Source organism: Enterobacter asburiae, assembly GCF_007035645.1.
Taxonomy (GTDB): domain Bacteria; phylum Pseudomonadota; class Gammaproteobacteria; order Enterobacterales; family Enterobacteriaceae; genus Enterobacter; species Enterobacter asburiae_B.
In genome coordinates this window covers 1,824,476-1,849,581 of the sequence record NZ_AP019632.1, presented here as the reverse complement: position 1 = coordinate 1,849,581, position 25,106 = coordinate 1,824,476, and the positions used below count along the sequence as shown (strand labels likewise).

The window sequence follows — 25,106 nt, the reverse complement described above, 5'->3', positions numbered from 1 at the left end:
AGTTAACCATCCTGACATTATCGCAGCCAAAAATGCTCGCAATAGCCCGCCAGCAGCGACCCGTGTTTATTGCTGCCGCCCGCAGCCTTCATTCGAAATTTTATTGCTGCTACACCCTCTCCTGCTCGCCCCATCTATCTTGCCTACCGTGTGATAGATAAGATTTATTATTAAAATGATAAAATTTCGTTATAATTTCTTTAAATATTTAAACATCAGATCTGATAAATCGCTGTAATAAAACGAATTTAAGATAAAGCATTTTTCTACACCGCATGCGCATAGCCATCCGGTCGTCATTGCTTTCACTTATTGTCCTTTGCAGCGTTTTTATGGGTTCAGACGTTGTGTGACCGAAGAAATCAGGAGTGGGTATGAATAAGAAAAGACGCTCGGTGCCGGGTATCAGACACTATGACGGTCCTGCCGGAGGCTGGGGCGCGTTAAAAGCGACGGCCATCGCGGTACGTACCCAAATGGATACCCTGGACGCTCCCGCCACGCTGCTGCGCACCAACCAGCCTGACGGTTTCGACTGCCCGGGCTGCGCGTGGCCGGATAAAGAACACAAGTCGACGTTCCAGTTCTGCGAGAACGGCGCCAAAGCCGTGACCTGGGAAGCCACCAGCAAGCGCGTTACCCCCGCGTTTCTGGCCGAAAACAGCGTCTCCTCGCTGCTGGCAAAATCGGACTTTGAACTGGAAGGCTACGGTCGACTGACGCATCCCCTGCGCTATGACCGGGCAAGCGATACCTTCCGGCCCGTCGACTGGGAAGAGGCGTTTCACCGCATCGGCGCAGTATTGCGCGGGCTCGAACCGGACCAGGTCGAGTTCTATACCTCCGGACGCGCCTCTAACGAAGCGGCGTATCTGTTCCAGCTGTTCGCTCGCGAATACGGCACCAATAACTTCCCCGACTGCTCGAATATGTGCCACGAGGCCACCAGCGTCGGTTTGCCGCGTTCGATTGGCATCGGGAAAGGCACCGTCTCGCTGGACGACTTCGATAAGACCGAGCTGGTGATCTCCATCGGCCACAACCCCGGCACCAACCATCCGCGAATGATGGGGACGCTCCACGAGCTGGCCCGTCGCAACGTGCCGATTATCGTCTTTAACCCGCTGCGCGAGCGCGCCCTCGAACGCTTCGCCGACCCGCAAAGCGTGATTGAAATGGCGACCTACGGCTCAACGGATATCGCCTCGACCTATTTCCAGGTGAAGGCCGGGGGCGATGCCGCCGCGCTGAAAGGCATTGCCAAACATCTGCTGGAAATGGAGGCCGAACGCGGTGACGTGCTCGACCATGCGTTTATTGCCGAACACACCCAGGGCATTGAGGACTTCGCCGCCGATATCGCGCAAACCCGCTGGGACGAGATCGAGCGCGAGTCGGGCCTGAACCGGGCGGCACTCAAAAAGGTGGCCGACGCCTATGCGAAATCAAATGCCACCATCATTACCTACGGGATGGGTATTACCCAGCACAATAAAGGTACGGCGAACGTCCGCCTGATCGCTGACCTGCTGCTGCTGCGCGGAAACATCGGCAAGCCCGGCGCGGGAATCTGCCCCCTGCGCGGCCACTCTAACGTTCAGGGTAACCGCACCGTCGGGATCAGCGAGAAGCCTACCCCGGCCTTCCTGAACCGTCTGAAGGACGTTTTCGGCTTTGAGCCGCCGTCTCACCACGGACACGATGCGGTGCAGGCCACGCAGGCGATGATCGACGGCCGCGCGAAGGCGCTCATCTGCCTCGGGGGTAATTTTGCCGTCGCGATGCCCGATCACGAGCGGGGTTTTCCGGCGATGGGTAACCTGGATTTGAGCGTGCACGTCGGGACCAAGCTCAACCGTACCCATCTGCTGGTGGGCAAAGAGACCTTTATCTTTCCGTGTCTCGGCCGCACCGAGCTGGATCTCCAGGCCACCGGCCGTCAGTCCATTACCGTCGAAGACTCCATGTCGATGGTGCACGCCTCGTCCGGCAAGCTGAAGCCCGCCTCACCGTTGCTCCGTTCGGAACCGGCTATCGTCGCCGGCATGGCGAAAGCCACGCTGCCGGAAACCCGCGTGGACTGGCTGACGCTGGTAGAAGATTACGACCGGATCCGCGATCTGATCGAGCAGACCATTCCGGGCTTTGAGAATTACAACGCGCGGATCCGCGTTCCCGGGGGCTTCCGTATGCCGCTGCCGCCGACGCAACGCATCTGGCCAACGGCGACGGGAAAAGCGATGTTCTCGGTGTTCGACGGCGTTCACGAGAACGCCAGCGGCGAAGGTGAGCACGTTCTGCGGTTAATCACGCTGCGCAGCCACGACCAGTACAACACCACCATTTACGCGCTGGACGACCGCTACCGCGGCGTGTTTGGCCGCCGCGACGTGCTGTTTATGAACGAAGACGATATGGCGCAGTCAGGCCTGGAACACGGCGACCGCGTGGATATCGAAACCGCCCTCCCCGGCAGCGTCCAGCGTTTGAAGGACATTACCGTGGTGGCGTACAGCATCGCGCCGGGCACCGTCGGCGCCTATTACCCGGAGGCCAACGTGCTGGTACCGCTTGATTATCTGGATAAGGACAGCGGTACGCCGTCTTATAAATCCGTTCCGGTTCGCATCACCCTGCGCTCGAAAGAGATCCGCATGCTGTAAGGCTGCTCGCGCAGAGATAATGATGGATATTAAACAGTTAAAATATTTAATCGCACTCGACGAGACCCGGCACTTTGGTAAAGCGGCCTCGCAGTGCAACGTCACCCAGCCGACACTCTCCATGCGCATCCGCAGCCTGGAAGAGGAGCTGGGGCTGGTGCTGATCGTGCGCGGGCAGCGCTTTGAAGGGTTTACGCCGGAGGGGGAACGCATCCTCGCGTGGGCCCGCGCCCTGATTGCCGCACACGACGGGTTACAGGCGGAAGCCGCGCTGTGCAAAGGCCAGGTGGTGGGCGAATTACGTCTGGGGATGGTGCCGCTGGCGAGCGTGGATCCGATGATCTTTATTCGCCAGCTAACCCAAAAATACCCGGAGCTGACCTACAGCCTCTATTCCATGTCCTCAGCGCAGATCGCCGACGGCGTCAGCCGCAATCAGCTTGAGCTGGGAATTTGCTACCTCAACAGCATCGACACCAGCCTGTTTGACATTATCCAGCTGCCAAAAACAAAGATGGGCCTTCTGCACGACGTCCGCCATTTCCAGCTCGGCCAGGCAACGCTGACGTGGCACGACCTGACGGATTTTCCGCTGGGGTTCCTGACTAAAGGGATGCACTACCGGGCGCATATGGAGGCCAGCTTTAAATCTGCCGGCATCGAACCCACGTCCGTTTTCGAAAGCGACTCGACGTTCCAGATCATTCAGGCGGTTCAGAGCGGCGTGTGCTGCGCCGTCATGCCGCTGAACAACGGGCTGGAGGCACTGAACAGCAACTTCAGGATTGTGCCCATCGCCGACGCGAACATTGAGGCTCCCGTCGGCCTGATTATGCGCAGACAGAAGCCCGTCTCCTCGCTGGCGCTGCGCTGTTTTACAGACGCGCAGGAGATTTATCACGCGGTCAATGAGGCGTAGGCCTCGCGCGTCACCACGCTAAAGCCGCCGATCAGCACCGCGTCGCAAATCTCCCGATGTTCCGGTGAACTGACCAGCGCGTGGAGCGCATCGCGAATGGCGTTAAGCGTTTCAGGCGAGGTGTTATGCGAGGTGATCAGGGGCAGTCCCGGCGTCAGCGGGGTGCGGTCAATGACCGCCAGTCCCGCAAGGCGTTCCGGCTCATGGCGCTGCAGCAGTGCCCAGGTCACGCAGTCGATGGCCGCAATATCCCACGCCCCGCGTTTCACATCAATCAGCGACTGGCGATGGCTGCCGCTGAAGGACGTTTGCGCGAAAAAGGGACCGCCGCTCGCCAGGGGAACCACTATTTTCCGCAGCGCATTGTAGCCGGACTGGGAATCCGGGGAATTACAGACCGCCCGACGTCCGCGAAAACCCGCCAGCGTCAGGTGCCGATCCTCCTCGCGCACCGCCAGAAAGCTGCGGTACTGGATCCCTTCGCAGCCCGGCGCCGCGTAGTGAAAACAGCCGACCACCTGCACGTCCGGGAGCTGCGTGACCAGCGGATAACCGCAGGTCTGGCTGAGGATAAGCGCAGGCTGTTGCCAGTGCCTCAGCAGATCGGACTCCGGCCAGCCGGGATCGCGATCGACGAACACACCGCGCGCGGCCAGCAGCCCCTTTACCGCCAGCCAGAGCGCGCGGGTATTGGCGCGATCCACGGCATACATGGGAAACGCCAGCAGGTTACTCATACCCTTCCCCCTGTTGTTTTGCGGGATGAACGGTGACGTCGACGGGCCTGGCCCAGAACTGACGCAGCCATTCACCATAGCCCCTGACGAGAAAACCGTGGTTTCGCTGCTGGTACGCCTCCCGGTTTTGCTCGTAGATGGCCTTCAGCCCGTACCAGGGAACGCCCGGCAGATCGTGATGTACTGAATGGTAGTTGAGATTCAAAAACAGCACCCGCCAGAACAGCCCCGCCTCATTAATAACGGAGCGCGCCAGCGGGTCGTCCGCCGCGCGATGTTCGAAAAACGATCGGATCTTGGTCAGCGCCAGCGCCGGATAGCTGACCGCCAGCACGAACCAGACGGGTGAAAAGCCGGTATGCGTCATCCAGGCGAAGAGCGCCACCAGCAGCAAAACGTGAATCAGCCACATTGACATTGCCCGCAGCTGAAGGTGACGAAACGCCGCCGCAGCGCTGCCCAGCGTCTGAAGGATATCCAGCAGCGGGGCCAGCATCAGCCGCCCGGCGAAGGTATTCCGCGCCCGAATCATACGTTTCTGCCAGGGGGAAAAGCGCGCCCAGCTCTCGTCGGTAAAATAGTACGACTCCGGGTCATCCACCGGATGGGTCAGGCTATGGTGCCGATGATGGGCGAGATGGGAGTCCCGGTACAGGCCATACGGATACCAGACCGCCAGCGGGAGCGTGCCAAACAGCTGGTTGAGCCAGGCAAAACGCGTGGGGTGCCCGTGGATCAGCTCATGCTGCAGGGACATGTACCAGGCGGTAAACCCGATGAGCAGGAGCGTGGCGGGCAGCAGGCCGAGCGTTTGCCAGAACGCCAGCGTGGCAAACCAGCCTGCATAAATAGTGATAATCAACAGCCACGTGGGCAGTTCGCTGCGCCATAAAAAACCCGATGCAAGGTGGCGGATTTGTTCGCGTTGTTGCGGATGTAAATAGAGGGAGCTTCGTTGACTCATTCCTTCAGACGCCGTTTCGCCAGAGATAATTCTCTGACGATCGGGGATAACGCCTGAAATAACAAAGAACTTAAATCGCATTGCTTTGCCAGAAACGTGGGGCGCACGCGCTGCTTGACTTATTCTGTGATAAAGGTACTTTTCAGGACATGAAGAAGATCCTGATTATTGTTCCCGACGGCGGCATGCTGTTTGAAGCCGCCGGTATCGCCGACATTCTGATGCAGGCCAACCGGCTGCATCCGGAAGGGCTTGCGCAGCCGCGCTACCGGATTATCATCGCCACCACCCAGCCTCACCAGGTGATCCACGGCCAGTCCGGCCTGAATCTGCTGGCGGACTATCGCCTGCCGGAGCTGGACCCGCGTGAACCGCTGGACACCATTATCATCACCGGACGCGGCATGAACGAGCAGGAGAGCACGGCGGTGGTGGACTGGCTGCACCTCGCTGCGCCGCACGCCCGGCGGGTAGCCTCCATCTGCGGCGGCGCGATGCTGCTGGCCCAGACCGGCCTGCTGGACGGTCGCCGTGCGACCACCCACTGGCGGCTGCTGGAGACGATGCAAGTCCAGTATCCGGCTATCCACGTCGAAGGCGGTCCGCTGTATATTCAGGATGGCCCCATCTGGACCTCCGGCGGCGTGAGTTCCGGGTTCGATCTGACCCTGGCGCTGGTGGAAGACGACTACGGATTTACCCTCGCCCGCGACGTGGCGCAGGACATGGTGATGTACCTGCGCCGTCCCGGCGGCCAGCTGCAGTTCAGCCGTTACAGCCTGCAGCAGCCCGGCACATCGGGCCCGATAAGCGAACTGCAAGCCTGGATCCTGCAGAACCTCACCGCCGACCTGTGCGTGGAAAATCTGGCCGAGAAAGCGGCGATGAGCCCGCGTAATTTCACCCGCGTGTTTACCCGCGACGCGGGAGTTTCTCCGGCCCGCTACGTAACCGAAGCGCGTCTGGCCGCGGCCCGCCAGCTGCTTGAGCAGACCCATGACTCCCTTGAGCGCGTTGCCGAGCAAAGCGGGTTTGGCACCAGCATTAACCTGCGCCGCATCTTTGAGAAACAGCTCCACCTCACGCCCGGCGAGTACCGCCAGCGCTTCCACTGCCGCAAAATGGCGTAATCTGATCCTTTTTTGTCATTTACGCCAAAGGGCCCGACGCCTACAGTGACTCCAGACAACAGAGATAAGGAGTGCACCATGGTTAAGGTCGGTATTAACGGTTTCGGCCGTATCGGACGTAATTTCCTGCGCGCGGCGCTGGGTAACCCGGATCTGCAGATTGTGGCCATTAACGATCTGACGGACAGTAAAACCCTCGCCCACCTGCTGAAACATGATTCCCTTCTGGGCAAGCTTCCCGCCCCGGTTGAAGCGGCAGACGGCGCGCTGCAGGTAGACGGGCAGCGGATCGCCGTATTTAGCGAACGCGATCCGGCGAATATCCCGTGGCGTGACGTCGGCGTTGACGTGGTGATTGAGGCCACCGGTTTCTTTACCGAGCGGGAAAAAGCGGCGGTGCATATCACCCACGGCGGCGCCAAGCGCGTCATCATTTCCGCTCCCGGGAAGAACGACGACCTGACGATTGTGATGGGGGTTAATCACGAGCAGTACGATCCCGCCCGTCACGCGGTGGTGAGTAACGGGAGCTGCACCACGAACGGTCTGGCACCGGCCGCTCAGGTTCTGCATCAGCAGTTCGGGATTGAGCATGGCCTGATGAATACCACGCACGCCTACACCAACAGCCAGGCGCTGCACGATCAGCCGGAGAAAGATCTGCGCGGCGCGCGCGCGGCGGCGCTGTCGATTGTGCCTTACTCCAGCGGCGCGGCAAAAGCGCTGGGGAAAGTGATCCCCTCTCTGGACGGCAAACTGACCGGGTACTCCCTGCGCGTGCCGGTGCCGGTGGTGTCGATTGTGGATTTAACGGTAACGCTGAGCCGTAACGTAACCGCCGAAGAGGTGAATGACGCGTTCCGCAACGCGGCCGCCAGCGGGCCTCTGAAAGGCATTCTGGGCTATAGCGATGAACCGCTGGTCTCCAGCGATTACCAGGGCGACCCACGCTCCTCGATTATCGACGGGCTTTCCACGCTGGTGATTGGCGGGAACATGGTGAAGATCCTGGCGTGGTATGACAACGAGTGGGGCTTCTCTAACCGCCTGGTTGATCTGGCGGAGTGGATGGATAAGAAAGGGCTGTAAGTCTTACCGTGATGCCGGGTGGCGCTTGCGCTTACCCGGCCTACAAATTATGTCATCATCCAGTAATATCTCCCCATTCCTCGCTGAATATATAATTCTCAATAATCTCAAGTTTATTTAACTCTTTCTAATTCATCGCATCAATTATAAAAACGCACCAATTAACTTAGAAAATAGGTTAATGTTTATTCTTTACTTTACGTTTAAAAGTGCGAGTCCGATCACTGTCCTTAGACGATAGCGTAGACCATGATACACCCTGCATACAACAGGACCATATTATGTATTACAGCAAGGAAATTATAGAAAGAATTGGATCCGATAAAGATCTTGCATTAAGGCTCGATCGCGCCGTCGCGGGAGTAAAGGACGGTGCCAACGAATATTTAAATAATCTTGGTGATGCTACCACGCGATTGCTTTATTATACGTCTTGCTTTACAGACAATTATCAGGATGTCTGTTCACAATTGCGTTCAGAAGACAAGAGGTTCATTTTTGGTGTTGTAGAATTAGTTAAACACAGAGATTTAATCTTCCGCATGGTTAAGATATATTTAGAAACAATGCTTAAAAACAGAAGTGAAGATGAGAAAAAAAGCATACTCCAGAAAGTCATACCCTTCACAACCAATTATTCAGTTAAACAAGCTTCGAAATTCGGCTTAATTTATGCTGTTACAAAGTACATATGTTATAGCAATCAAATGAATACCGCAGTGCAAAGGGTGTTAATGACAAAAGTTGCAGGGAGAACAGGTGGCGTATTTTTAGTGTTAAACGGTTATGCAATGATTCAACACGCTGCCGACAGTGCCAATAATCTTAAAAAAAACCTTCCGTTATTTTACCATGCATTATATATGGAAAATATTGAAATGATGTTCTTTCTCATCGAACCCGTAATAATGAAAGCTGGCTATCTGAATATTTATACAGCGTCAGACAATGATATTACGAATGCATTTATAAAAATGGCCCAATAATGCGAGAATTCATTAAGAGTATCATTAAACTTATTATCGAAGACTGGAAGAATGATTTGAAAGCATATGGCACAATTTTTGTCATTGTGATCTTATCAACGATACCAGCTACCTTCATCGAGGATGACCAAACCGCAATACTTATCATTGGGGCTATTGTTGTGATTGTTTTTTATATAGCGTACTTCTACGAGCCAAAAGGATGAAACATGTCTAAACCAGCACATATATGGTTTACTGATGAAAATAACGCGCCCGTTTCAGGCGAGTGTTTAATGCCTACCAGATTGGGCTCTACCGAACTCAAATCGTTTAATCACTCCGTCTGGATCCCCACCAGTTCCAACACGGGAAAACTAACCGGGACACGCCTTCATGTTCCAATCACCTTTGAAAAAGAAATAGATCGCATCACACCCCATCTTTTTCGTGCCGTATGTACAGGTAAAACCTTCAAAACGGCATTAATCAAAATGTATAAAATTGATGACGCCGGTATTGAGCGCGAATACTTCAATATCACTCTGGAAAACGTAAAGATAACGAGGATCTCTCCAGTATTGCACCCGCTCGGTATCGCAAGTGCACATATGGAAGAAGTCGAACTTCGCTATGAATCGATTGAATGGAAATATTGCGACGGGAATATCATGTTCAAAGACACCTGGAATGAAAGAGCAACAGCATAGAACAATGAACACCCCTTAAGTCCCTCTCCCAAAGGAGAGGGAAAAGGCTCACTCTGCTTTCACTTTCACGCCCATAAGCACAATCACCATCGCCGTTACCAGCAGAAGGCCGCTTCCGGCGAATACGCCGCTGGCGCCGTTGAGGTCAAATACCGCGCCACCCCCGGCCGCACCGGCACTTATTGCCAGCTGAATTGAGGCCACCAGCAGCCCGCCTGCACTTTCGGCTTCATCCGGAACGGTTGTGGCAAGCCAGGTTGACCAGCCCACCGGAACCAGACCAAATGCAAAGCCCCACAGCGCGACCAGGAACCCGTCCAGCATCGCCAGATGACCAAACGCCACCATCGTGAGCGCGAGAACGCCCATCGCGAACGGCACCAGCGCCAGCGTCAGGCGCAGATTACGCGCCAGCAGATGCCCGGCAACGGAGGTGCCGACAAAGTTGGCGAGCCCAAAGCCCAGCAGGATCAGCGAAATGGTCTCCACGCTCGCCTGCCCCACCGTTTCCAGGAACGGGCGCAGGTAGGTAAAGAAGGCGAAATGGCCGCTGAAAATCAGGATGGTCGCCAGCATGCCGCCGATCATCCCCGGACGACGCAGCACGCGGAACAGCGTACTCAGGCTGCCGCTGCTCTCCGGCTTCATGGACGGCAGGACCCAGAGCTGCCACAGCAGCGCCAGCATGCTCGGCAGAATGCAGAGCACAAAGACGTTGCGCCAGCCGATCAGGCTGCCCAGGTAGCTGCCGAGCGGCGCCGCGACCACCGTGGCTATCGATACGCTGGAAAATATCACCGCCAGCGCCTTCGGCACTTTATCCGCCGGAACCAGACGCATCGTGGTCGCCGTCGACATCGCCCAGAATCCGCCGATGGCTATCCCGAGCAGCAAACGCCCCATCAGCAGGACGTGCAGGTTGGGCGCAAAGGCCACCAGCAGGCTGGAGATAATTTGCAGGACCGAGAAAAACATCAGCACCCAGCGGCGGTCGATGCTTTTGGTCGCCGGCGTAATCAGCAGTCCGGTTACCAGCGCAACCAGCGCGGTGGCGGTGACGGCCTGTCCGGCCATTCCTTCACTCACGCCCAGGCTCGCGGCCATCGGCGTTAACAAACTGGCGGGCAGAAATTCTGCCGTAATCAAACCAAACACCCCCAGCCCCAGTGAATAGACGGCCCGCCAGGCGGGTTTTGCAGGCGCTACCGCCTCGCTCGCCGCGACACATGAATTCATCTGTTTTTCTCCCGTTATAAAAATGTGACAACTGTCGCAAAAGCATAGAAGGTTCACCCTGGACGATCTATGACATATAATCTCCACTTATTGATTATTCGTCCGGAGTTGCGCCATGACCGTACAGTCACCCGATCTGATCAGCGAACTTTTACGCGGCATGCGTCTGTCAGGTGTGAAATACCGGCGGATCCAGGCCAGCGCGCCGTTTGGCGTCGCGTTCCATCAGGCGCCCGGTAGGGCGCAGTTTCATTTTGTGAGCCACGGTAGCGCCCTGCTGCGAATGGAAAGCGGTGCGACGTTCGAACTGAGCAGCGGCGATGCCCTTTTTATTCCTTGCGGTAATTCCCATGCCCTGCTCTCTGACGAGCGGGCAACCATTACGCCCATCAATGCCTTTCCCAGCGAGCCCATCTGCAGCTCGGTGTGTGCCATCACCTGCGAGCCCTGCCCGGAAAGCGAGAACACCATCATCTTTAGCGGATGCATGGATTTTGAGCTGGGCGGGATGCAGCCGCTGATCAAGGCAATGCCGGAAGTGATGATGGTCAGCCGGCTGATGTCCACCTGGCCGGAGATCCACCCGCTGCTGGCGGCGATGGAGCGGGAGTCCGTGTCGCGTCAGGCCGGATACGCCGGGATCCTTGCGCGTCTGGCCGACGTGGTGGCGGCGTTAATCGTGCGCGGCTGGGTTGATGGCGGCTGTGGTAAAGCCACCGGCTGGGTGCAGGTTCTGCGCGACCCGCGCCTGAGCCGGGCCATTTACGCCATGCACCAGCAGCCCGGCCTGAACTGGAGCGTGGCGGATCTGGCAAAAGAAGCGGGCACGTCCCGTTCCGTGTTCGCCGAACGGTTTCTGGCCGCGACGGGAACCACCCCGGCAAAATATCTCAGCGAGCTGAGGATGCGGCTGGCCATCCAGTACATTCGCCACGAAAATCAGCCGATTGAAACCGTCGCGCTGCGGCTGGGGTACGGCTCTCTGGCGGCATTTAGCCGGGCATTTAAGCGCATCATAGGACATGCGCCGGGCACGCTGCGGGAAGCCAGCCAGACGCCGGAAGAGGTCTGACGGGCAGGCAATTATTAACGCGAAGCGGGCAATATTCGTCTAAGGTTTTCAGGTGATTGACAACAGCGGTCACGCTGTTTAGTGAAGACAGGAGACGAACTGATGATAAGACCTCGTACACTACGCCCCGCGTTCTTGCCCCTTGCGTTAGGAGGCGCGCTGCTCGGCGTCACGACTTGCGGTTATGCCGATGATAGCCCCGCAGCCCAGACAACCTCACCCGATATTTTGCTGGGCCCTCTGTTTAACGATGTGCAAAGCGCCAAACTGTTTCCCGATCAGAAAACCTTTGCTGATGCCGTCCCCAAAAGCGACCCGCTGATGATTCTGGCGGATTACCGGATGCAGCACGCGCAGTCCAGCTTTGACTTACGCCACTTTGTCGAGATGAACTTTACGCTCCCTGCGGAAGGGGAAAAATATGTTCCGCCTGCTGGACAAAGTTTACGTGAGCACATCGACGATCTCTGGCCCGTGCTGACGCGCACCACGGATAAAGCCAGCAACAAATGGGATTCCCTTCTGCCGTTACCCAAACCTTACGTTGTGCCCGGCGGCCGTTTCCGCGAGGTCTACTACTGGGACAGCTATTTCACCATGCTGGGCCTGGCGGAGAGCGAACACTGGGACAAAATCAGCGACATGGTGGATAACTTTGCGTATGAGATTGACACCTTCGGCCACATTCCCAACGGCAACCGCAGCTATTACCTGAGCCGCTCCCAGCCGCCGTTTTTCTCAATGATGGTTGAACTGCTGGCGACCCACGACAGCGATGCGCTGAAGAAGTACCGCCCGCAGATGGAGAAAGAGTATGCCTACTGGATGGACGGCGTCGACGCCCTTCAGCCGGGGCAGGCTAACAAACGCGTGGTGAAGCTGGACGACGGCGCTATCCTCAACCGCTACTGGGACGACCGCGATACCCCGCGCCCGGAGTCCTGGCTTGACGACGTGAATACCGCCAAAAGTAACCCTAACCGGCCTGCGACCGAGATCTACCGTGATTTGCGTTCCGCTGCGGCCTCGGGCTGGGACTTTAGCTCGCGCTGGATGGACGATCCGCAAAAGCTCGGCACCATCCGGACCACCAGCATTGTCCCCGTGGACCTGAACGCCCTGATGTTCAAGATGGAAAAACTGCTGGCGCGGGCAAGCCAGGAGAGTGGCGACGCCGCCAGCGCAAGTAAATACGAGGCGCTGGCAACGGCGCGTCAGAAAGCCATCGAGAGCCACCTGTGGAATGATAAAGAGGGCTGGTACGCGGATTACGATCTGAAAAGCAAGAAGGTACGCAATCAGCTCACGGCGGCAGCCCTGTTCCCGCTTTACGTGAAGGCGGCGGCGCAGGACCGGGCCGATAAAGTCGCCGCGGCAACCTCGTCGCGCCTGTTGAAGCCGGGCGGTATTGCGACCACCACCGTCAATAGCGGCCAGCAGTGGGATGCGCCAAACGGCTGGGCCCCGCTGCAGTGGGTGGCGGCGGAAGGGCTGCAGAATTACGGACAGGAGAAGGTCTCGATGGACGTGACCTGGCGCTTCCTGAAGAACGTTCAGCATACTTACGACCGCGAAAAGAAACTGGTCGAGAAGTATGACGTCTCGACAACCGGTACGGGCGGCGGCGGCGGTGAGTATCCGCTGCAGGACGGCTTCGGCTGGAGTAACGGCGTGACGCTGAAAATGCTGGATCGGGTCTGTCCGAAAGCAAAACCGTGCGACAGCGTGCCGGAGAATCAGCCTGCGGCGAATGAGGAAGCTGCGCCGGTGAAAGCTGCGGCGCAGTAAGGGTATTGCCGGGTGGCGGCTACGCCTTCCCCGGCCTGCGCGTGCTGGCTCTAATCCTCACAAATTAATGCGAGTAGCCAACAATCCCCTCGCCCCTTTGGGGAGAGGGTTATGGTGAGGGGAACATACGACTGCGGTGGTCATTCCGTTCACTTTATGTTCCTTGCTACTCTTTAACGACATGATCTGTGAACGTGCCAGGGTGGCTCAATCGCCACCACCCTGGCTACCCGGGCTCCCGGCGGTAAATCGCCGCTTCGCGGTGCCCTCGTCTTATTCCTTCCGGCTTATCGGGGACGGGCGGAGGTAACGTCCCTGTAAAGCCCGCCCTCTCGGCGCATCCATGCGCCTCGCCCCGGCCTTCAGGAAACGCCTCAGCGATTTACAGCCGGACCATGGCGTCGCTGCGAATAAATCGTTTCACTTTAAAAATACAAAATCGCTTCTGGTTAAAAATTTACTGGAGATCCCTCAGCACCGGGAAAGGGAAACGATCGTCAGAAACTATAACTCGCCCCTAGCTGATACGTCCTGTCACGCCCAATCCAGCAGTTGGTCGCGTCGTAGCAGGTCAGCGTCTCTTTATTAGTGATGTTCTGCGCGCTGGCCTTAAGCGTTAGCCCTGCCAGCGAGGGCAGGATTTCACCCATCCGGTAGGAAGCCGCCAGATCGTACTGCGTGGTGCCCCCCAGCTTACCCGCATCGTTTGCCGGAGAGATTTCCATCGGCCCGGTGTAGCGTGCCCCAGCCCCCAGCATCAGTCCTTTCAGCGGCGTGTTGTCAAAGGTGTAATCCCCCCAGAGGTTGAAGGCATTCTCCGGTACCTGCGTTGGACGTTTGCCTTTGTATTTGTCATCTTCCCGGTTGATCGCGTGGGTGTACGCATAGTTGGCAATCAGCGTCAGGTTGTCCGTCGGACGGCTGATGGCGGAGAGCTCTGCCCCTTTGGATTCCACTTCCCCGGTCTGACGATAGTTCAGGAAGCCCGGATCGGAGGTGACGACATTTTTCTGCCGGATGTTAAACACCGAGGCGGTAAAGGTGGTGGCGTAGTCGGCCAGCAAATATTTCACCCCGCCTTCCACCTGCTTGCTGGTAGTCGGTTTGACGTCTTTCGCCACGAGCGTACCCTGCGGCGACACCGGCGCGAAACCTTCTGAATAGCTGATAAACGGCGAAATCCCGTTATCGAAGGCGTAAAGCGCGCCCAGGCGTTTGGTGACGCGATCCTGCGATACCCAGGCTTTATCACCGTTTTGCAGGTAGTTGGTAGTAACGGAGCGGTAATCGTCGTAGCGCAGGCTGCCCAGCAGGTTGAGGCCGCCAAACTCTACCTGATCCTGTAAGTAATAGCCGTTCTGCTGATAGCTGAGACGGTTTTTCTGGGCAGTATAGAGCCCCAGCGCGCTTTCCTGGATCTGCGAATAGTCAGGATGCCGCATATCGATGCCCGGCGTGGCCGACGCGTAGCGATAATGGAAATGGGAATTCAGCTTCTGATAGTCAAACCCGGCCAGCAGGTGGTGTTTCCAGTCGCCCAGGGCAACGGTTTTGGTCACCTGGTTGTCGATGTTGAAGCTCTTAAGGTCTTCATCGGTGGTGTAGGCAAAGCGGTTGAGCTGATACGCCTCGCTTCCCGTGCCTGTCGCGTAGACGCTGCGCTGGTGGGTATCGACGTCGAAATAGCGCGCTTTCTGATTAAAGCCCCAGCCGCTGTCAAATTCATGTTCAAAGCTGTAGCCCAGCATCCACTGACGCTGCTTAAACCCGCTCCATTCGTCTCCGGCATAATCGCGCTTGCCCGCATATTTCGAGCGCAGGTAGGCGAGCGGCAGCGGATTAGACGGCGTCAGGCTCGGGGTGTTTTGCGCCAGCGCGTCCAGGGTGAGGCGGGTTTTGCTGTCGGGCTGCCAGGTGACGGACGGCGCAACCAGGTAGTTTTCATACCGGGTAGTGTGCGGCTGATCGTCGTTTTCCGTGGCTTTGCCCAGCAGACGGTAGTTCCAGTCGCTGTCGGCAATCTGCCCGGTTGAATCGAGGTATCCCTCTTTCAGATTACGGTTTCCGGTGTTAACGCCGATTTCGGTTCGGGCTTCCCGCTGCGGTTTTTTACTTTGAATATTCACCAGCCCGCCCGGCGAACCGCCGCCGTAAAGGACCGATGAGGGGCCTTTCAGGATATCAACGCTGTCGATCAGCAGCGGATCGATGCGCGCTTTGGTATTGCCGGTGACGTTATAGGGCAGCTGCAGCCCGTTGTAGAACTCCTGGTCGACGGTAAAGCCACGAATTTTATATTCGCTCATGTAGGAGGTATTCCCCCGCACCTCGGTTGAGACGCCCGGGGCATAGCGCAGGATTTCATTCACCGAATTCGCATGACGCTTTTCAATTTCCGGCGCAGAGAGGGTCGTGATGACCTGCGGCGTTTTACTTTCGGCAACGGCCGATTTCGTGGCGCTGTTCGTCCAGGCCGGCAGCGCGCTGCCCTGCTCTGAGCCCGTGACGACGATGGTGGATTCTTCGGCAAACGCCGGGACCTGCAATGCCAGCGTGACGGCCCCTGCCAGAGCGCAAAGCGTAAAACGTGAGGTATTCATAATGTCGTCTTGTTGTTAGATGCAATACGGAACGACAATTATTATCATTTAGATTAACAAATCAATACTCAGGCAAAAAAAACGGCCCTCCGCAGAGAGCCGTTTACGTCAATTTATGCTCGTCGCAGTAACCTGAATATGCCCAGCACCACAATGGCACCCACGACAGCGACCAGAAAACTGTGCAGGTCGAAACCACTTATGTTGCCTCCAAAGCCAAACATCGTCGCCAGCCAGCCGCCCACAACCGCACCAACGACCCCGAGTACACAGGTCAAAATAAAGCCGCCGCCATCGTTTCCCGGCATGATCAGTTTAGCGATAGCGCCAGCAATAAGACCAAAGATAATCCAGGCGATGATACCCATAGCGATGCCCTCTTGCAGGTTTAACGCGTGCGCAGAAAACCTTCTGCACAGCTAACTTAAGTATAGGTCATCGCCGGAAAACCATTTTCATCTCACCGACTTATCTTTGGTTAAACAGGCAAAAAAAACTCACCGGTTTGTATTAAGTTTCATTGCAGATTGCCGATAACGCTAAGACAGTCTGTCATCTATCAAGGAGCCATCCGGCGTGAGTCATTACAGTGAGCAGTTCCTCAAGCAAAATCCGCTGGCTGTATTAGGGGTATTACGCGACCTGCAAAAAGGTGAAGTGCCGCTGCGCATCAGCTGGTCGAATAATCAGTTCATCAGCAAGATCCTTGACGCCTCGCAGGATCGGCTGGTGATTGATTTAGGCAGTCAGGAGTATGAAAACCGCGCGGCGCTGAAAGCGGAGAATATCGCGGTGATGGCCGAAACGCAGGGCGCCAAAGTGGAGTTTGTCCTGTCGCGGCTGGAACTGAGCGAATACCAGGGACTGCCGGCTTTTGTTACCCCGCTTCCGACCAATCTCTGGTTTGTTCAGCGTCGTGAATATTTCCGCATCAGCGCCCCGCTTCACCCCGCCTATTTTTGTAAGGCCAAAATGCCGGACAAAAAAGAGATCCGCTTCCGCCTCTTCGATCTGTCGCTGGGCGGCATGGGCGCGCTGATGGACACGCCGAAACCGGACGGGCTGGTAGAGGGCATGCGGTTTACGCAAATCGAACTGGATATGGGGGGCTGGGGTCGCTTTTATTTCGATGCACAGCTGATTGCCATCAGCGACCGCACCGTCGTGGACAGCAAAAATGAAACCATTACCACGCCGCGTCTGAGCTTCCGTTTCCTGAACGTCGGGCCCGGCGCGGAGCGTGAGCTTCAGCGTATTATCTATTCCCTGGAGCGAGAGGCGCGGGAACGCGCAAATAAGGTCCTGTGAAGAAATCGGGCAGCGTGACCGCCGCCCGTCTGCGGCATTACATGGCATCCATCGCTTTCTGTACTTTCCAGATATAACGAGGCGCCTGTGGTGCCGGGTGATTTTTCGCCACATGTTCAAAGAATTCGTCTTTGTCCATGCCGTTAATCTCTTCTATCGCCTCTTTGCGGTCAGAGGAGAAGGTTCTGAGCAACGCGCCGGCACCGTTAACGTAAGACACCACCAGCGCGTACTGCATCACCTCTGGATCCTTAATCCCCTTCAGCACGCCATGCTCCATGATGCTCAGGTAGGCCGTGCCCATTGAAATGTTACGTTCCGGGTTTTTCAGCTCGCTGGTCGACGGCTGGCCGTTCCACCCCATGTAGCGGTAAACCTCTCTGCCCGCCGTTGACGCTTTAAGCTGCATCAGCCCCACCGCGTTAGATTTGCTGACAAGCGTGGGATTACCGCCGGACTCCACCGCAATGATCGCCGTGATGAGACGCGGGCTGACGCCCCAGGCCTTCCCGGCTTGCTCACTGATCGGCATCCACTGCATGGCCCGTTTCACCGGCACTTCCGGGTTCCAGGGCGGGTTTTGATAATCATGTTTTGAACTACAGCCAGCGAGCAACACAATCAAAAAAGCAAACCATCTCAATTTCACGTCATCTATCCTTATAGCCGGTCATCGCGGTGCGCCGCCTCTTGAAGCAGGCAGCGTATAAGCGGCATGATATAGACAATTAGTTTCTCATTCAGCAAGGAATTGCCATGTCTCAGTTTCATCTTATCGCGCCGTCGGGCTACTGCATTAACCAGGACGCGGCGCAGCGGGGCGTTCAGCGTTTGCTGGAATCTGGCCATCAGGTAGAAAATCAGACGATTATCCCCCGCCGCCAGCAGCGTTTTGCCGGTACCGAAGCGCAGAGGCTGAATGATATCAATAGTCTGGTGAACCTGACGGGCGAAAACCGGGTTGTTCTTGCGGTGCGAGGCGGATATGGCGCGAGCCGGCTGCTGGAGAGCATTGACTGGCAGGGGCTGGCGCTGCGCCAGCAGCAGAATCCGCTGCTAATCTGCGGCCACAGCGATTTCACCGTCATCCAGCTTGGGCTGCTGGCCCTGCATAACGTCATCACCTTCAGCGGTCCGATGCTGGCCGGTAACTTCGGCGCACCGGAGCTGGATGCGTTTACCGTGGAACATTTCTGGCGCGCGCTGCGCAATTCTACCTACAGCGTGGAGTGGCAAGGCAATGGGCCGCACTGGGAATGTGAAGGCCAGCTCTGGGGCGGCAATCTGGCGATGCTGGTCTCGCTCATCGGCACGCCGTGGATGCCGCAAATCGAGGACGGCATTCTGGTGCTGGAAGATATCAACGAACATCCGTTCCGCGTCGAGCGCATGCTATTGCAGCTTTATCATGCCGGTATTCTTGAACGCCAGTCCGCGATTGTGCTGGGCAGCTTCAGCGGCTCTGCTCCGAATGACTATGACGCGGGTTACTCCCTGGAGACCATGGTCGACTTCGTTCGCTCGCGGCTGGATATTCCGGTCATCACCGGTCTGGATTTCGGCCATGAGCAGCAAACCGTCACCCTGGCGCTGGGGGCGCATGCCTCCCTGATCCACAACGATTCCGGCACTCGGCTGACCATCAGCGGCCATCCTGTCATAAAGGCATAAAAAAGCCGTTATACCCCCTTAATAAAACGCTGTTGCCGTTGTTAATATGTTAGGGTTTTAGTAACAGCGTTAACATTGAGGTGGGAGTAAGAGAACATTGGATGCCGCAGCGATAATCAGCCTTTTCATTTTGGGTTCCGTCCTTGTAACCAGCAGTATTTTATTAAGTTCATTTTCATCGCGTCTCGGCATACCTATTCTTGTCATTTTCCTCGCCATCGGCATGCTGGCCGGCATTGATGGCATTGGCGGTATCCCATTCGATAACTACCCCTTCGCCTATATGGTGAGTAATCTCGCGCTGGCGGTGATCCTGCTGGACGGAGGGATGCGCACCCAGGCGAGCTCCTTCCGCGTGGCCTTAGGGCCTGCGCTGTCGCTCGCCACGGTCGGCGTGTTGATTACCTCTGGCCTCACCGGGATGATGGCCGCGTGGCTTTTCCATCTCAATATCATGGAAGGTTTGCTGATTGGCGCCATCGTGGGCTCAACCGATGCGGCAGCGGTGTTTTCCCTGCTCGGGGGAAAAGGGCTAAACGAACGCGTTGGCTCCACGCTTGAGATTGAATCCGGCAGTAACGATCCGATGGCGGTATTTCTCACCATTACGCTTATCGAGATGATTCAGCAGCATGAAAGCGGGCTGAGCTGGATGTTTGCGTTACATATCCTGCAGCAGTTCGGCCTGGGGATTGTCATCGGCCTGGCGGGGGGATACCTCTTACAGCAGACGATCAACCGCATCTCGCTGCCCGCGGGGCTTTACCCCCTGCTGGCGCTGAGCGGCGGCATTCTTATTTTTGCCGTCACCACCGCGCTGGACGGCAGCGGCATTCTCGCCGTCTATCTCTGCGGATTCCTGATGGGCAACCGCCCTATTCGCAACCGCCATGCCATTTTGCAGAACTTTGACGGCCTGGCGTGGCTGGCGCAAATCGGCATGTTCCTGGTGCTGGGCCTGCTGGTTACGCCATCGGACCTGCTGCCGATCGCCGTTCCGGCGCTGCTGCTTTCCGCGTGGATGATCTTCTTCGCCCGTCCGCTGTCGGTATTTGCAGGCCTGCTGCCGTTTCGCGGCTTCAACCTGCGCGAGCGGGTCTTTATCAGCTGGGTTGGCCTGCGCGGCGCGGTGCCGATTATCCTTGCGGTGTTCCCGATGATGGCCGGTCTGGATAACGCCCGGCTGTTCTTTAACGTGGCGTTCTTCGTGGTGCTGATTTCCCTGCTGTTCCAGGGAACCTCGCTCGGGTGGGCGGCGAAAAAAGCCAAAGTGGTGGTCCCGCCCGTGGGCTGGCCGGTCTCACGCGTGGGGCTCGATATTCATCCGGAGAACCCGTGGGAACAGTTTGTCTATCAGCTGAGCGCCGACAAATGGTGCGTGGGGGCCTCGCTGCGCGATTTGCACATGCCGACCGAAACGCGCATTGCCGCCCTGTTCCGCGATAATGTCCTGCTGCACCCTACCGGCAGCACCCGCCTGCGCGAGGGGGATATTCTCTGCGTGATTGGTCGCGAGCGCGACCTGCCCGCGCTAGGCAAGCTGTTCAGCCAGTCGCCTCCGGTGGCCCTGGACCAGCGCTTCTTCGGCGATTTTATTCTGGAAGCCAGCGCTAAATTTGCGGATGTGGCGCTGATTTACGGTCTGGATGAAGGTGCTGAAGACGGTGATAACCCGCAAACGCTGGGCGAAATCATCCAGCAGCGGCTTGGCGCTGCCCCGGTCGTGGGGGATCAGGTAGAGTTTGCCGGGATGATCTGGACCGTTGCCGAAAAAGAAGATAACGCGGTGCGGAAAGTCGGTTTAAGGCCGATGGAAGAGGAAGCGGAGTAGTTTTTTTGCCGGGTGGCGGTTTCGCCTTACCCGGCCTACAAAACCCTCTAACGTAGGCCGGGTAAGCGTTAGCGCCACCCGGCGAACATAAGTTACACCGTCACAACCGGCACTCGAGGGGCCAGCGCGCACATCAATTCATACCCCACCGTGCCCGCCGCGGCAGCAACGTCATCAATCTTAACTTCGTTACCCCACAGCTCGACGGGTGAGCCAATGCCCGCCTGCGGGCATGGCGTCAGATCAACGGCCAGCATATCCATAGATACGGTGCCCACCGTTCCCGTGCGAACCCCATCGACCCAGACCGGCGTGCCGGTCGGCGCGATGCGCGGGTAGCCGTCGGCATAACCGCCCGCCACGATGCCAATCCGCTGCTCGCCCTTTGCCCGGTAGCGGCTGCCGTAGCCCACCGTGTCCCCGGCCTTCAGCGTCTGCACGCCAATGATTTCACTGCGCAGGGTCATGACCGGCTTCAGGCCGCTGTTGGCGATATCCTGCCACTGACCGGAGGGAGACGCACCGTACAGAACGATCCCCGGGCGCACCCAGTTATAGTGCGCCTCGGGATGCCACAGCGTGGCCGCCGAGTTCGACAGCGAGCGCGGGCAATCCAGCCCTTCAGCCGCCTGCTCAATGCGGACCATGGCATCGGCAATACCGTCGGGTTTTTCCGCGTCGGCAAAATGCGCCATCAGCGTCATTTCGCCCACGTTTTTCATGGCGCGCAGCTGCTGCCAGACCGTATGCACCCGCTCAGGCTGGAAGCCCAGGCGGTTCATGCCGCTGTTTACCTTGAGATAGATATCCAGCGGAGCATGGAGCTTCGCATCCTGGATCGCCTTAATCTGCCAGTTGCTGTGAACGCTGGTGGTCAGCCGGTACTTATCCAGCAGCGGCAGATCCTCCGCATGGAAAAAGCCTTCCAGCAGTAGAATCGGCCCTTTCCAGCCGCGCTCGCGCAGCAGAATGGCCTCTTCCAGATTCAGGAGCGCAAAACCGTCGGTCGCGCTCAGCGCGCTCCAGATACGGTCGATACCGTGGCCGTAGGCATTCGCTTTCACCACCGACCAGACGCGCGAACCCGGTGCCGCCCGACGAACAATTTGCAGATTATCCTTCAGGGCCTGCAGGTTCAGCTGGGCCAGAACAGGACGGGACATGACAACTCCTTAGCTATGCGCGCCGTGCAGGTGCTGTGGACGCGAAGGCGTAAACCCCGATTGATAGCGCGCGGCGCTTAAATCGTCAAACGGAATTGCCGGCGTGCGCCCGGAAATCAGGTCGCTCAGCAGCTGGCCCGATCCGCAGGCCATTGTCCAGCCGAGCGTGCCGTGTCCGGTATTGGTCCACAGGTTTTTAAACGGCGTGCGCCCTACGATCGGCGTGCCGTCCGGGGTCATCGGACGCAGGCCGGTCCAGAACGTCGCCTGCTCAACAAAACCTCCGCGCGGGAAGAGATCGCCCACGACCATCTCCAGCGTTTCACGACGCGGCTGCAGCAGTTCGGTGTTGAAGCCGACAATCTCCGCCATGCCGCCTACGCGAATGCGGTTGTCGAAGCGGGTAATGGCGATTTTGTAGGTTTCGTCCAGAATGGTCGACACCGGGGCGCCGCTCTCTTCTTTCACCGGGATGGTCAGCGAGTAGCCCTTCAGCGGATAAACCGGAATGTCGAGAATGCCTTTCAGCATGGCGGTGGAGTACGAACCAAACGCCATCACGTAGGCATCGGCTTTGATCACCTCGTCGCCGCACTTCACGCCGTAAATTTTTTCCCCTTCCGACAGCAGCTTGTCGACGGAGGTGTTGAAGCGGAACTTCACCCCCGCCTGCTCGCACATTTGCGCCAGACGTTGCGTAAAGAGCTGGCAGTCGCCGGTTTCGTCATTCGGCAGGCGCAGGCCGCCGGTCAGCTTATGCGCCACTTCCGCCAGCGCCGGTTCAACTTGACCAAGCTGGCTGGCTTCCAGCAGCTGGTACGGTACGCCGGCATCTTCCAGCACGGCGATATCGCGGGTGGCATTCTCGTACTGTTGCTCGGTGCGGAACAGCTGCAGCGTCCCGCCCTGGCGGCCTTCGTACTCAATCCCCGTCGACGCGCGCAGCGCTTTCAGACAGTCGCGGCTGTATTCCGCCAGGCGCACCATGCGCCCTTTGTTCTCCATGTAGTGGCGGGTGTCGCAGTTGCGCAGCATCTGCCACATCCACTTCAGCTGGAACTGCGTGCCGTCAAGGCTGATGGCCAGCGGCGCATGGCGCTGGAACATCCATTTAATCGCTTTCAGCGGAACGCCCGGCGCAGCCCACGGCGCCGCATACCCCGGAGAGATTTGCCCGGCGTTCGCCGCGCTGGTTTCAAGCGCGGGACCGGATTCACGATCGATAACGGTTACGTCATGTCCCGCCTGACTTAAATACCAGGCGCTGGTTACCCCAACGACACCACTTCCCAGTATGACAACACGCATAGCCACTCCATTATGTGCAAAAGAACAATCTTCTAATTACAGATTGATAACCTAGTTGAAAATATTATTCAACATACGACTTTTTTATGGTGACTTACCTCACACATCCCCCAGCATCAGGGGATAGTGCTAATTTGGGATCTCCTGCTGCGCGTTATTTTTAACCAGCATAATATGCTGAGACATACCGTTTTTTTGCCGTATCAAAAACGCGAAATCGCAAAGAAAAAATTTCTACCCCAGCACGCTTTTTAACACGTTGATCTATGCTTGAAAGGAGGCTCTCCAGACAGAGAGAGCACCCACAACGAGGGCGCGCTAATGGCTACTATTGATTCCCTGAACAAGGACAACACACGTCTGAGCGATGGACCCGACTGGACCTTCGAGCTGCTGGATGTTTACCTCGCCGAAATCGACCGGGTCGCAAAGCTGTATCGCCTGGATACCTATCCCCATCAGATTGAAGTCATTACGTCCGAACAGATGATGGACGCCTACTCCAGCGTCGGGATGCCGATTAACTATCCGCACTGGTCGTTTGGTAAAAAATTTATTGAAACGGAACGGCTGTATAAGCACGGCCAGCAGGGGCTGGCGTATGAGATTGTGATTAACTCCAATCCGTGTATTGCCTATTTAATGGAAGAGAACACCATTACCATGCAGGCGCTGGTGATGGCGCACGCCTGCTACGGGCACAACTCCTTTTTCAAGAATAACTATCTGTTCCGCAGCTGGACGGACGCCAGTTCCATCGTCGATTACCTGATCTTCGCCCGTAAATACATTACCGACTGCGAAGAGCGCTACGGCGTGGACGAAGTGGAAAAACTGCTCGACTCCTGCCACGCGCTGATGAACTACGGCGTGGACCGCTACAAACGTCCGCAGAAAATCTCCCTGCAGGAGGAGAAAGCCCGGCAGAAGAGCCGCGAAGAGTACCTGCAAAGCCAGGTGAACATGCTGTGGCGGACCCTGCCGAAGCGTGAGGAGGAAAAAACGATCGCCGAAGCGCGTCGCTATCCGTCCGAGCCGCAGGAGAACCTGCTCTATTTTATGGAGAAGAACGCCCCGCTGCTGGAGCCGTGGCAGCGTGAGATCCTGCGCATCGTGCGCAAGGTGAGCCAGTATTTTTACCCGCAAAAGCAGACGCAGGTCATGAACGAAGGCTGGGCGACCTTCTGGCACTACACCATTCTTAACCATCTGTACGACGAGGGGAAAGTGACCGAGCGGTTCATGATGGAATTCCTCCACAGCCATACCAACGTGGTGTTCCAGCCGCCCTACAACAGCCCGTGGTACAGCGGAATAAACCCGTATGCGCTTGGCTTCGCCATGTTCCAGGACATTAAGCGCATCTGCCAGTCGCCGACGGAAGAAGACAAGTACTGGTTCCCGGATATCGCCGGTTCTGACTGGCTGGAAACGCTGCACTTTGCGATGCGCGACTTTAAGGACGAGAGCTTCATCAGCCAGTTTATGTCGCCGAAGATCATGCGTGATTTCCGCTTCTTCACCGTGCTGGACGACGACCGCAACAACTATCTGGAGATCTCCGCAATCCATAACGAAGAGGGATACCGTGAGATCCGCTCTCGCCTCTCTTCCCAGTACAACCTGAGCAACCTTGAGCCGAATATTCAGGTATGGAACGTCGATTTGCGCGGTGACCGCTCCCTGACGCTGCGCTATATCCCGCACAATCGCGCGCCGCTGGATAAAGGGCGCAAAGAGGTGCTGAAGCACGTGCATCGCCTGTGGGGCTTTGACGTGCAGCTGGAGCAGCAGAATGAAGACGGGAGCGTCGAGCTGCTGGAACGTTGCCCGGCGCGGTTGAATACGCTGTAGTGTTTTTTCGCCGGGTGGCGGCTATGCCTTACCCGGCCTACGGGTTTTGTAGGCCCGGTAAGCGAAGCGCCACCGGGCGAAAAAAAACCTCTCGTATG

General features: G+C 57.2%; 20 protein-coding genes. 12 read left to right on the top strand and 8 right to left on the bottom strand.

Going from position 1 to position 25,106, the window contains the following annotated elements:
* The first annotated feature begins 374 nt into the window (after positions 1 to 374).
* Both FOY96_RS08785 and FOY96_RS08780 read left to right on the top strand, forming a co-directional pair.
* A complete protein-coding gene (locus FOY96_RS08785; RefSeq protein WP_033145803.1) occupies positions 375 to 2,663 on the top strand; it encodes an FdhF/YdeP family oxidoreductase in 2,289 nt (762 codons plus the stop codon).
* Between the two features lie 22 nt (positions 2,664 to 2,685).
* A complete protein-coding gene (locus tag FOY96_RS08780; RefSeq protein WP_143347764.1) occupies positions 2,686 to 3,582 on the top strand; it encodes a LysR family transcriptional regulator in 897 nt (298 codons plus the stop codon).
* Here the strand turns inward: FOY96_RS08780 and FOY96_RS08775 are convergent.
* Together FOY96_RS08775 and FOY96_RS08770 are read right to left on the bottom strand one after the other, a co-directional pair.
* Positions 3,561 to 4,319, bottom strand: coding sequence for a phosphate/phosphite/phosphonate ABC transporter substrate-binding protein (locus tag FOY96_RS08775; protein ID WP_143346852.1), 759 nt, complete (start codon positions 4,317 to 4,319; stop codon positions 3,561 to 3,563). The genes FOY96_RS08780 and FOY96_RS08775 overlap by 22 nt on opposite strands.
* Positions 4,312 to 5,283, bottom strand: a complete 972-nt coding sequence (locus FOY96_RS08770) for a fatty acid desaturase (RefSeq protein WP_143346851.1) — start codon at positions 5,281 to 5,283, stop codon at positions 4,312 to 4,314. Before FOY96_RS08770 ends, FOY96_RS08775 begins: the two co-directional genes overlap by 8 nt.
* Before the next feature lie 149 nt (positions 5,284 to 5,432).
* On the opposite strand from FOY96_RS08770, the gene FOY96_RS08765 reads away from it, so the two are divergent.
* The 4 genes from FOY96_RS08765 (at position 5,433) to FOY96_RS08750 (ending at position 9,177) form a co-directional block, all read left to right on the top strand.
* Positions 5,433 to 6,413, top strand: coding sequence for a GlxA family transcriptional regulator (locus FOY96_RS08765; RefSeq protein ID WP_143346850.1), 981 nt, complete (start codon positions 5,433 to 5,435; stop codon positions 6,411 to 6,413).
* A gap of 78 nt (positions 6,414 to 6,491) precedes the next feature.
* Positions 6,492 to 7,502: a type I glyceraldehyde-3-phosphate dehydrogenase gene (gene gap, locus FOY96_RS08760; RefSeq protein WP_069302984.1), complete on the top strand. Its 1,011-nt coding sequence runs from the start codon at positions 6,492 to 6,494 to the stop codon at positions 7,500 to 7,502.
* Between the two features lie 281 nt (positions 7,503 to 7,783).
* On the top strand, positions 7,784 to 8,488 hold the full coding sequence (locus FOY96_RS08755; protein WP_143346849.1) for a hypothetical protein: 705 nt from the start codon (positions 7,784 to 7,786) through the stop codon (positions 8,486 to 8,488).
* A gap of 209 nt (positions 8,489 to 8,697) precedes the next feature.
* The gene (locus FOY96_RS08750; RefSeq protein WP_143346848.1) at positions 8,698 to 9,177 is read left to right on the top strand and encodes an Hcp family type VI secretion system effector; all 480 of its coding nucleotides are present in this window, start codon (positions 8,698 to 8,700) and stop codon (positions 9,175 to 9,177) included.
* Positions 9,178 to 9,225: 48 nt separating this feature from the next.
* On the opposite strand, the gene FOY96_RS08745 is transcribed toward FOY96_RS08750, so the two are convergent.
* Positions 9,226 to 10,413 carry an MFS transporter gene (locus FOY96_RS08745; RefSeq protein WP_047741732.1) on the bottom strand — a complete coding sequence of 396 codons (1,188 nt, stop codon included), beginning with the start codon at positions 10,411 to 10,413 and terminating at the stop codon, positions 9,226 to 9,228.
* Between the two features lie 115 nt (positions 10,414 to 10,528).
* Between FOY96_RS08745 and FOY96_RS08740 the strand changes: the two genes are divergently transcribed.
* Together FOY96_RS08740 and FOY96_RS08735 are read left to right on the top strand one after the other, a co-directional pair.
* The gene (locus FOY96_RS08740) at positions 10,529 to 11,485 is read left to right on the top strand and encodes an AraC family transcriptional regulator (RefSeq protein ID WP_143346847.1); all 957 of its coding nucleotides are present in this window, start codon (positions 10,529 to 10,531) and stop codon (positions 11,483 to 11,485) included.
* 102 nt (positions 11,486 to 11,587) lie between these two features.
* Complete coding sequence (locus FOY96_RS08735; protein ID WP_058841376.1) at positions 11,588 to 13,273, top strand: alpha,alpha-trehalase; 1,686 nt, start codon at positions 11,588 to 11,590, stop codon at positions 13,271 to 13,273.
* Between the two features lie 497 nt (positions 13,274 to 13,770).
* Here FOY96_RS08735 and FOY96_RS08730 read toward each other — a convergent pair whose 3' ends face one another.
* Together FOY96_RS08730 and FOY96_RS08725 are read right to left on the bottom strand one after the other, a co-directional pair.
* Positions 13,771 to 15,873, bottom strand: coding sequence for a TonB-dependent siderophore receptor (locus tag FOY96_RS08730; RefSeq protein ID WP_094934708.1), 2,103 nt, complete (start codon positions 15,871 to 15,873; stop codon positions 13,771 to 13,773).
* A 113-nt stretch (positions 15,874 to 15,986) separates the two neighbouring features.
* On the bottom strand, positions 15,987 to 16,241 hold the full coding sequence (locus tag FOY96_RS08725; protein ID WP_008502662.1) for a GlsB/YeaQ/YmgE family stress response membrane protein: 255 nt from the start codon (positions 16,239 to 16,241) through the stop codon (positions 15,987 to 15,989).
* Positions 16,242 to 16,449: 208 nt separating this feature from the next.
* Here FOY96_RS08725 and ycgR point away from each other — a divergent pair, with 208 nt between their 5' ends.
* Positions 16,450 to 17,181, top strand: coding sequence for a flagellar brake protein YcgR (ycgR, locus tag FOY96_RS08720; protein ID WP_023312174.1), 732 nt, complete (start codon positions 16,450 to 16,452; stop codon positions 17,179 to 17,181).
* A 37-nt stretch (positions 17,182 to 17,218) separates the two neighbouring features.
* Here ycgR and emtA read toward each other — a convergent pair whose 3' ends face one another.
* Entirely contained in the window at positions 17,219 to 17,830 is a 612-nt protein-coding gene (gene emtA / locus FOY96_RS08715; RefSeq protein WP_048979610.1) for a membrane-bound lytic murein transglycosylase EmtA, read from the bottom strand.
* A 107-nt stretch (positions 17,831 to 17,937) separates the two neighbouring features.
* On the opposite strand from emtA, the gene ldcA reads away from it, so the two are divergent.
* Entirely contained in the window at positions 17,938 to 18,852 is a 915-nt protein-coding gene (gene ldcA, locus FOY96_RS08710) for a muramoyltetrapeptide carboxypeptidase (protein ID WP_143346846.1), read from the top strand.
* 97 nt (positions 18,853 to 18,949) lie between these two features.
* The gene (locus FOY96_RS08705; RefSeq protein WP_048977594.1) at positions 18,950 to 20,683 is read left to right on the top strand and encodes a potassium/proton antiporter; all 1,734 of its coding nucleotides are present in this window, start codon (positions 18,950 to 18,952) and stop codon (positions 20,681 to 20,683) included.
* Between the two features lie 92 nt (positions 20,684 to 20,775).
* On the opposite strand, the gene dadX is transcribed toward FOY96_RS08705, so the two are convergent.
* Both dadX and FOY96_RS08695 read right to left on the bottom strand, forming a co-directional pair.
* Positions 20,776 to 21,846 carry a catabolic alanine racemase DadX gene (gene dadX / locus FOY96_RS08700; protein WP_143346845.1) on the bottom strand — a complete coding sequence of 357 codons (1,071 nt, stop codon included), beginning with the start codon at positions 21,844 to 21,846 and terminating at the stop codon, positions 20,776 to 20,778.
* 9 nt (positions 21,847 to 21,855) lie between these two features.
* Positions 21,856 to 23,154, bottom strand: coding sequence for a D-amino acid dehydrogenase (locus FOY96_RS08695; protein ID WP_032658462.1), 1,299 nt, complete (start codon positions 23,152 to 23,154; stop codon positions 21,856 to 21,858).
* A gap of 321 nt (positions 23,155 to 23,475) precedes the next feature.
* Between FOY96_RS08695 and FOY96_RS08690 the strand changes: the two genes are divergently transcribed.
* Complete coding sequence (locus FOY96_RS08690) at positions 23,476 to 25,008, top strand: SpoVR family protein (protein ID WP_023293929.1); 1,533 nt, start codon at positions 23,476 to 23,478, stop codon at positions 25,006 to 25,008.
* Positions 25,009 to 25,106: the final 98 nt, after the last annotated feature.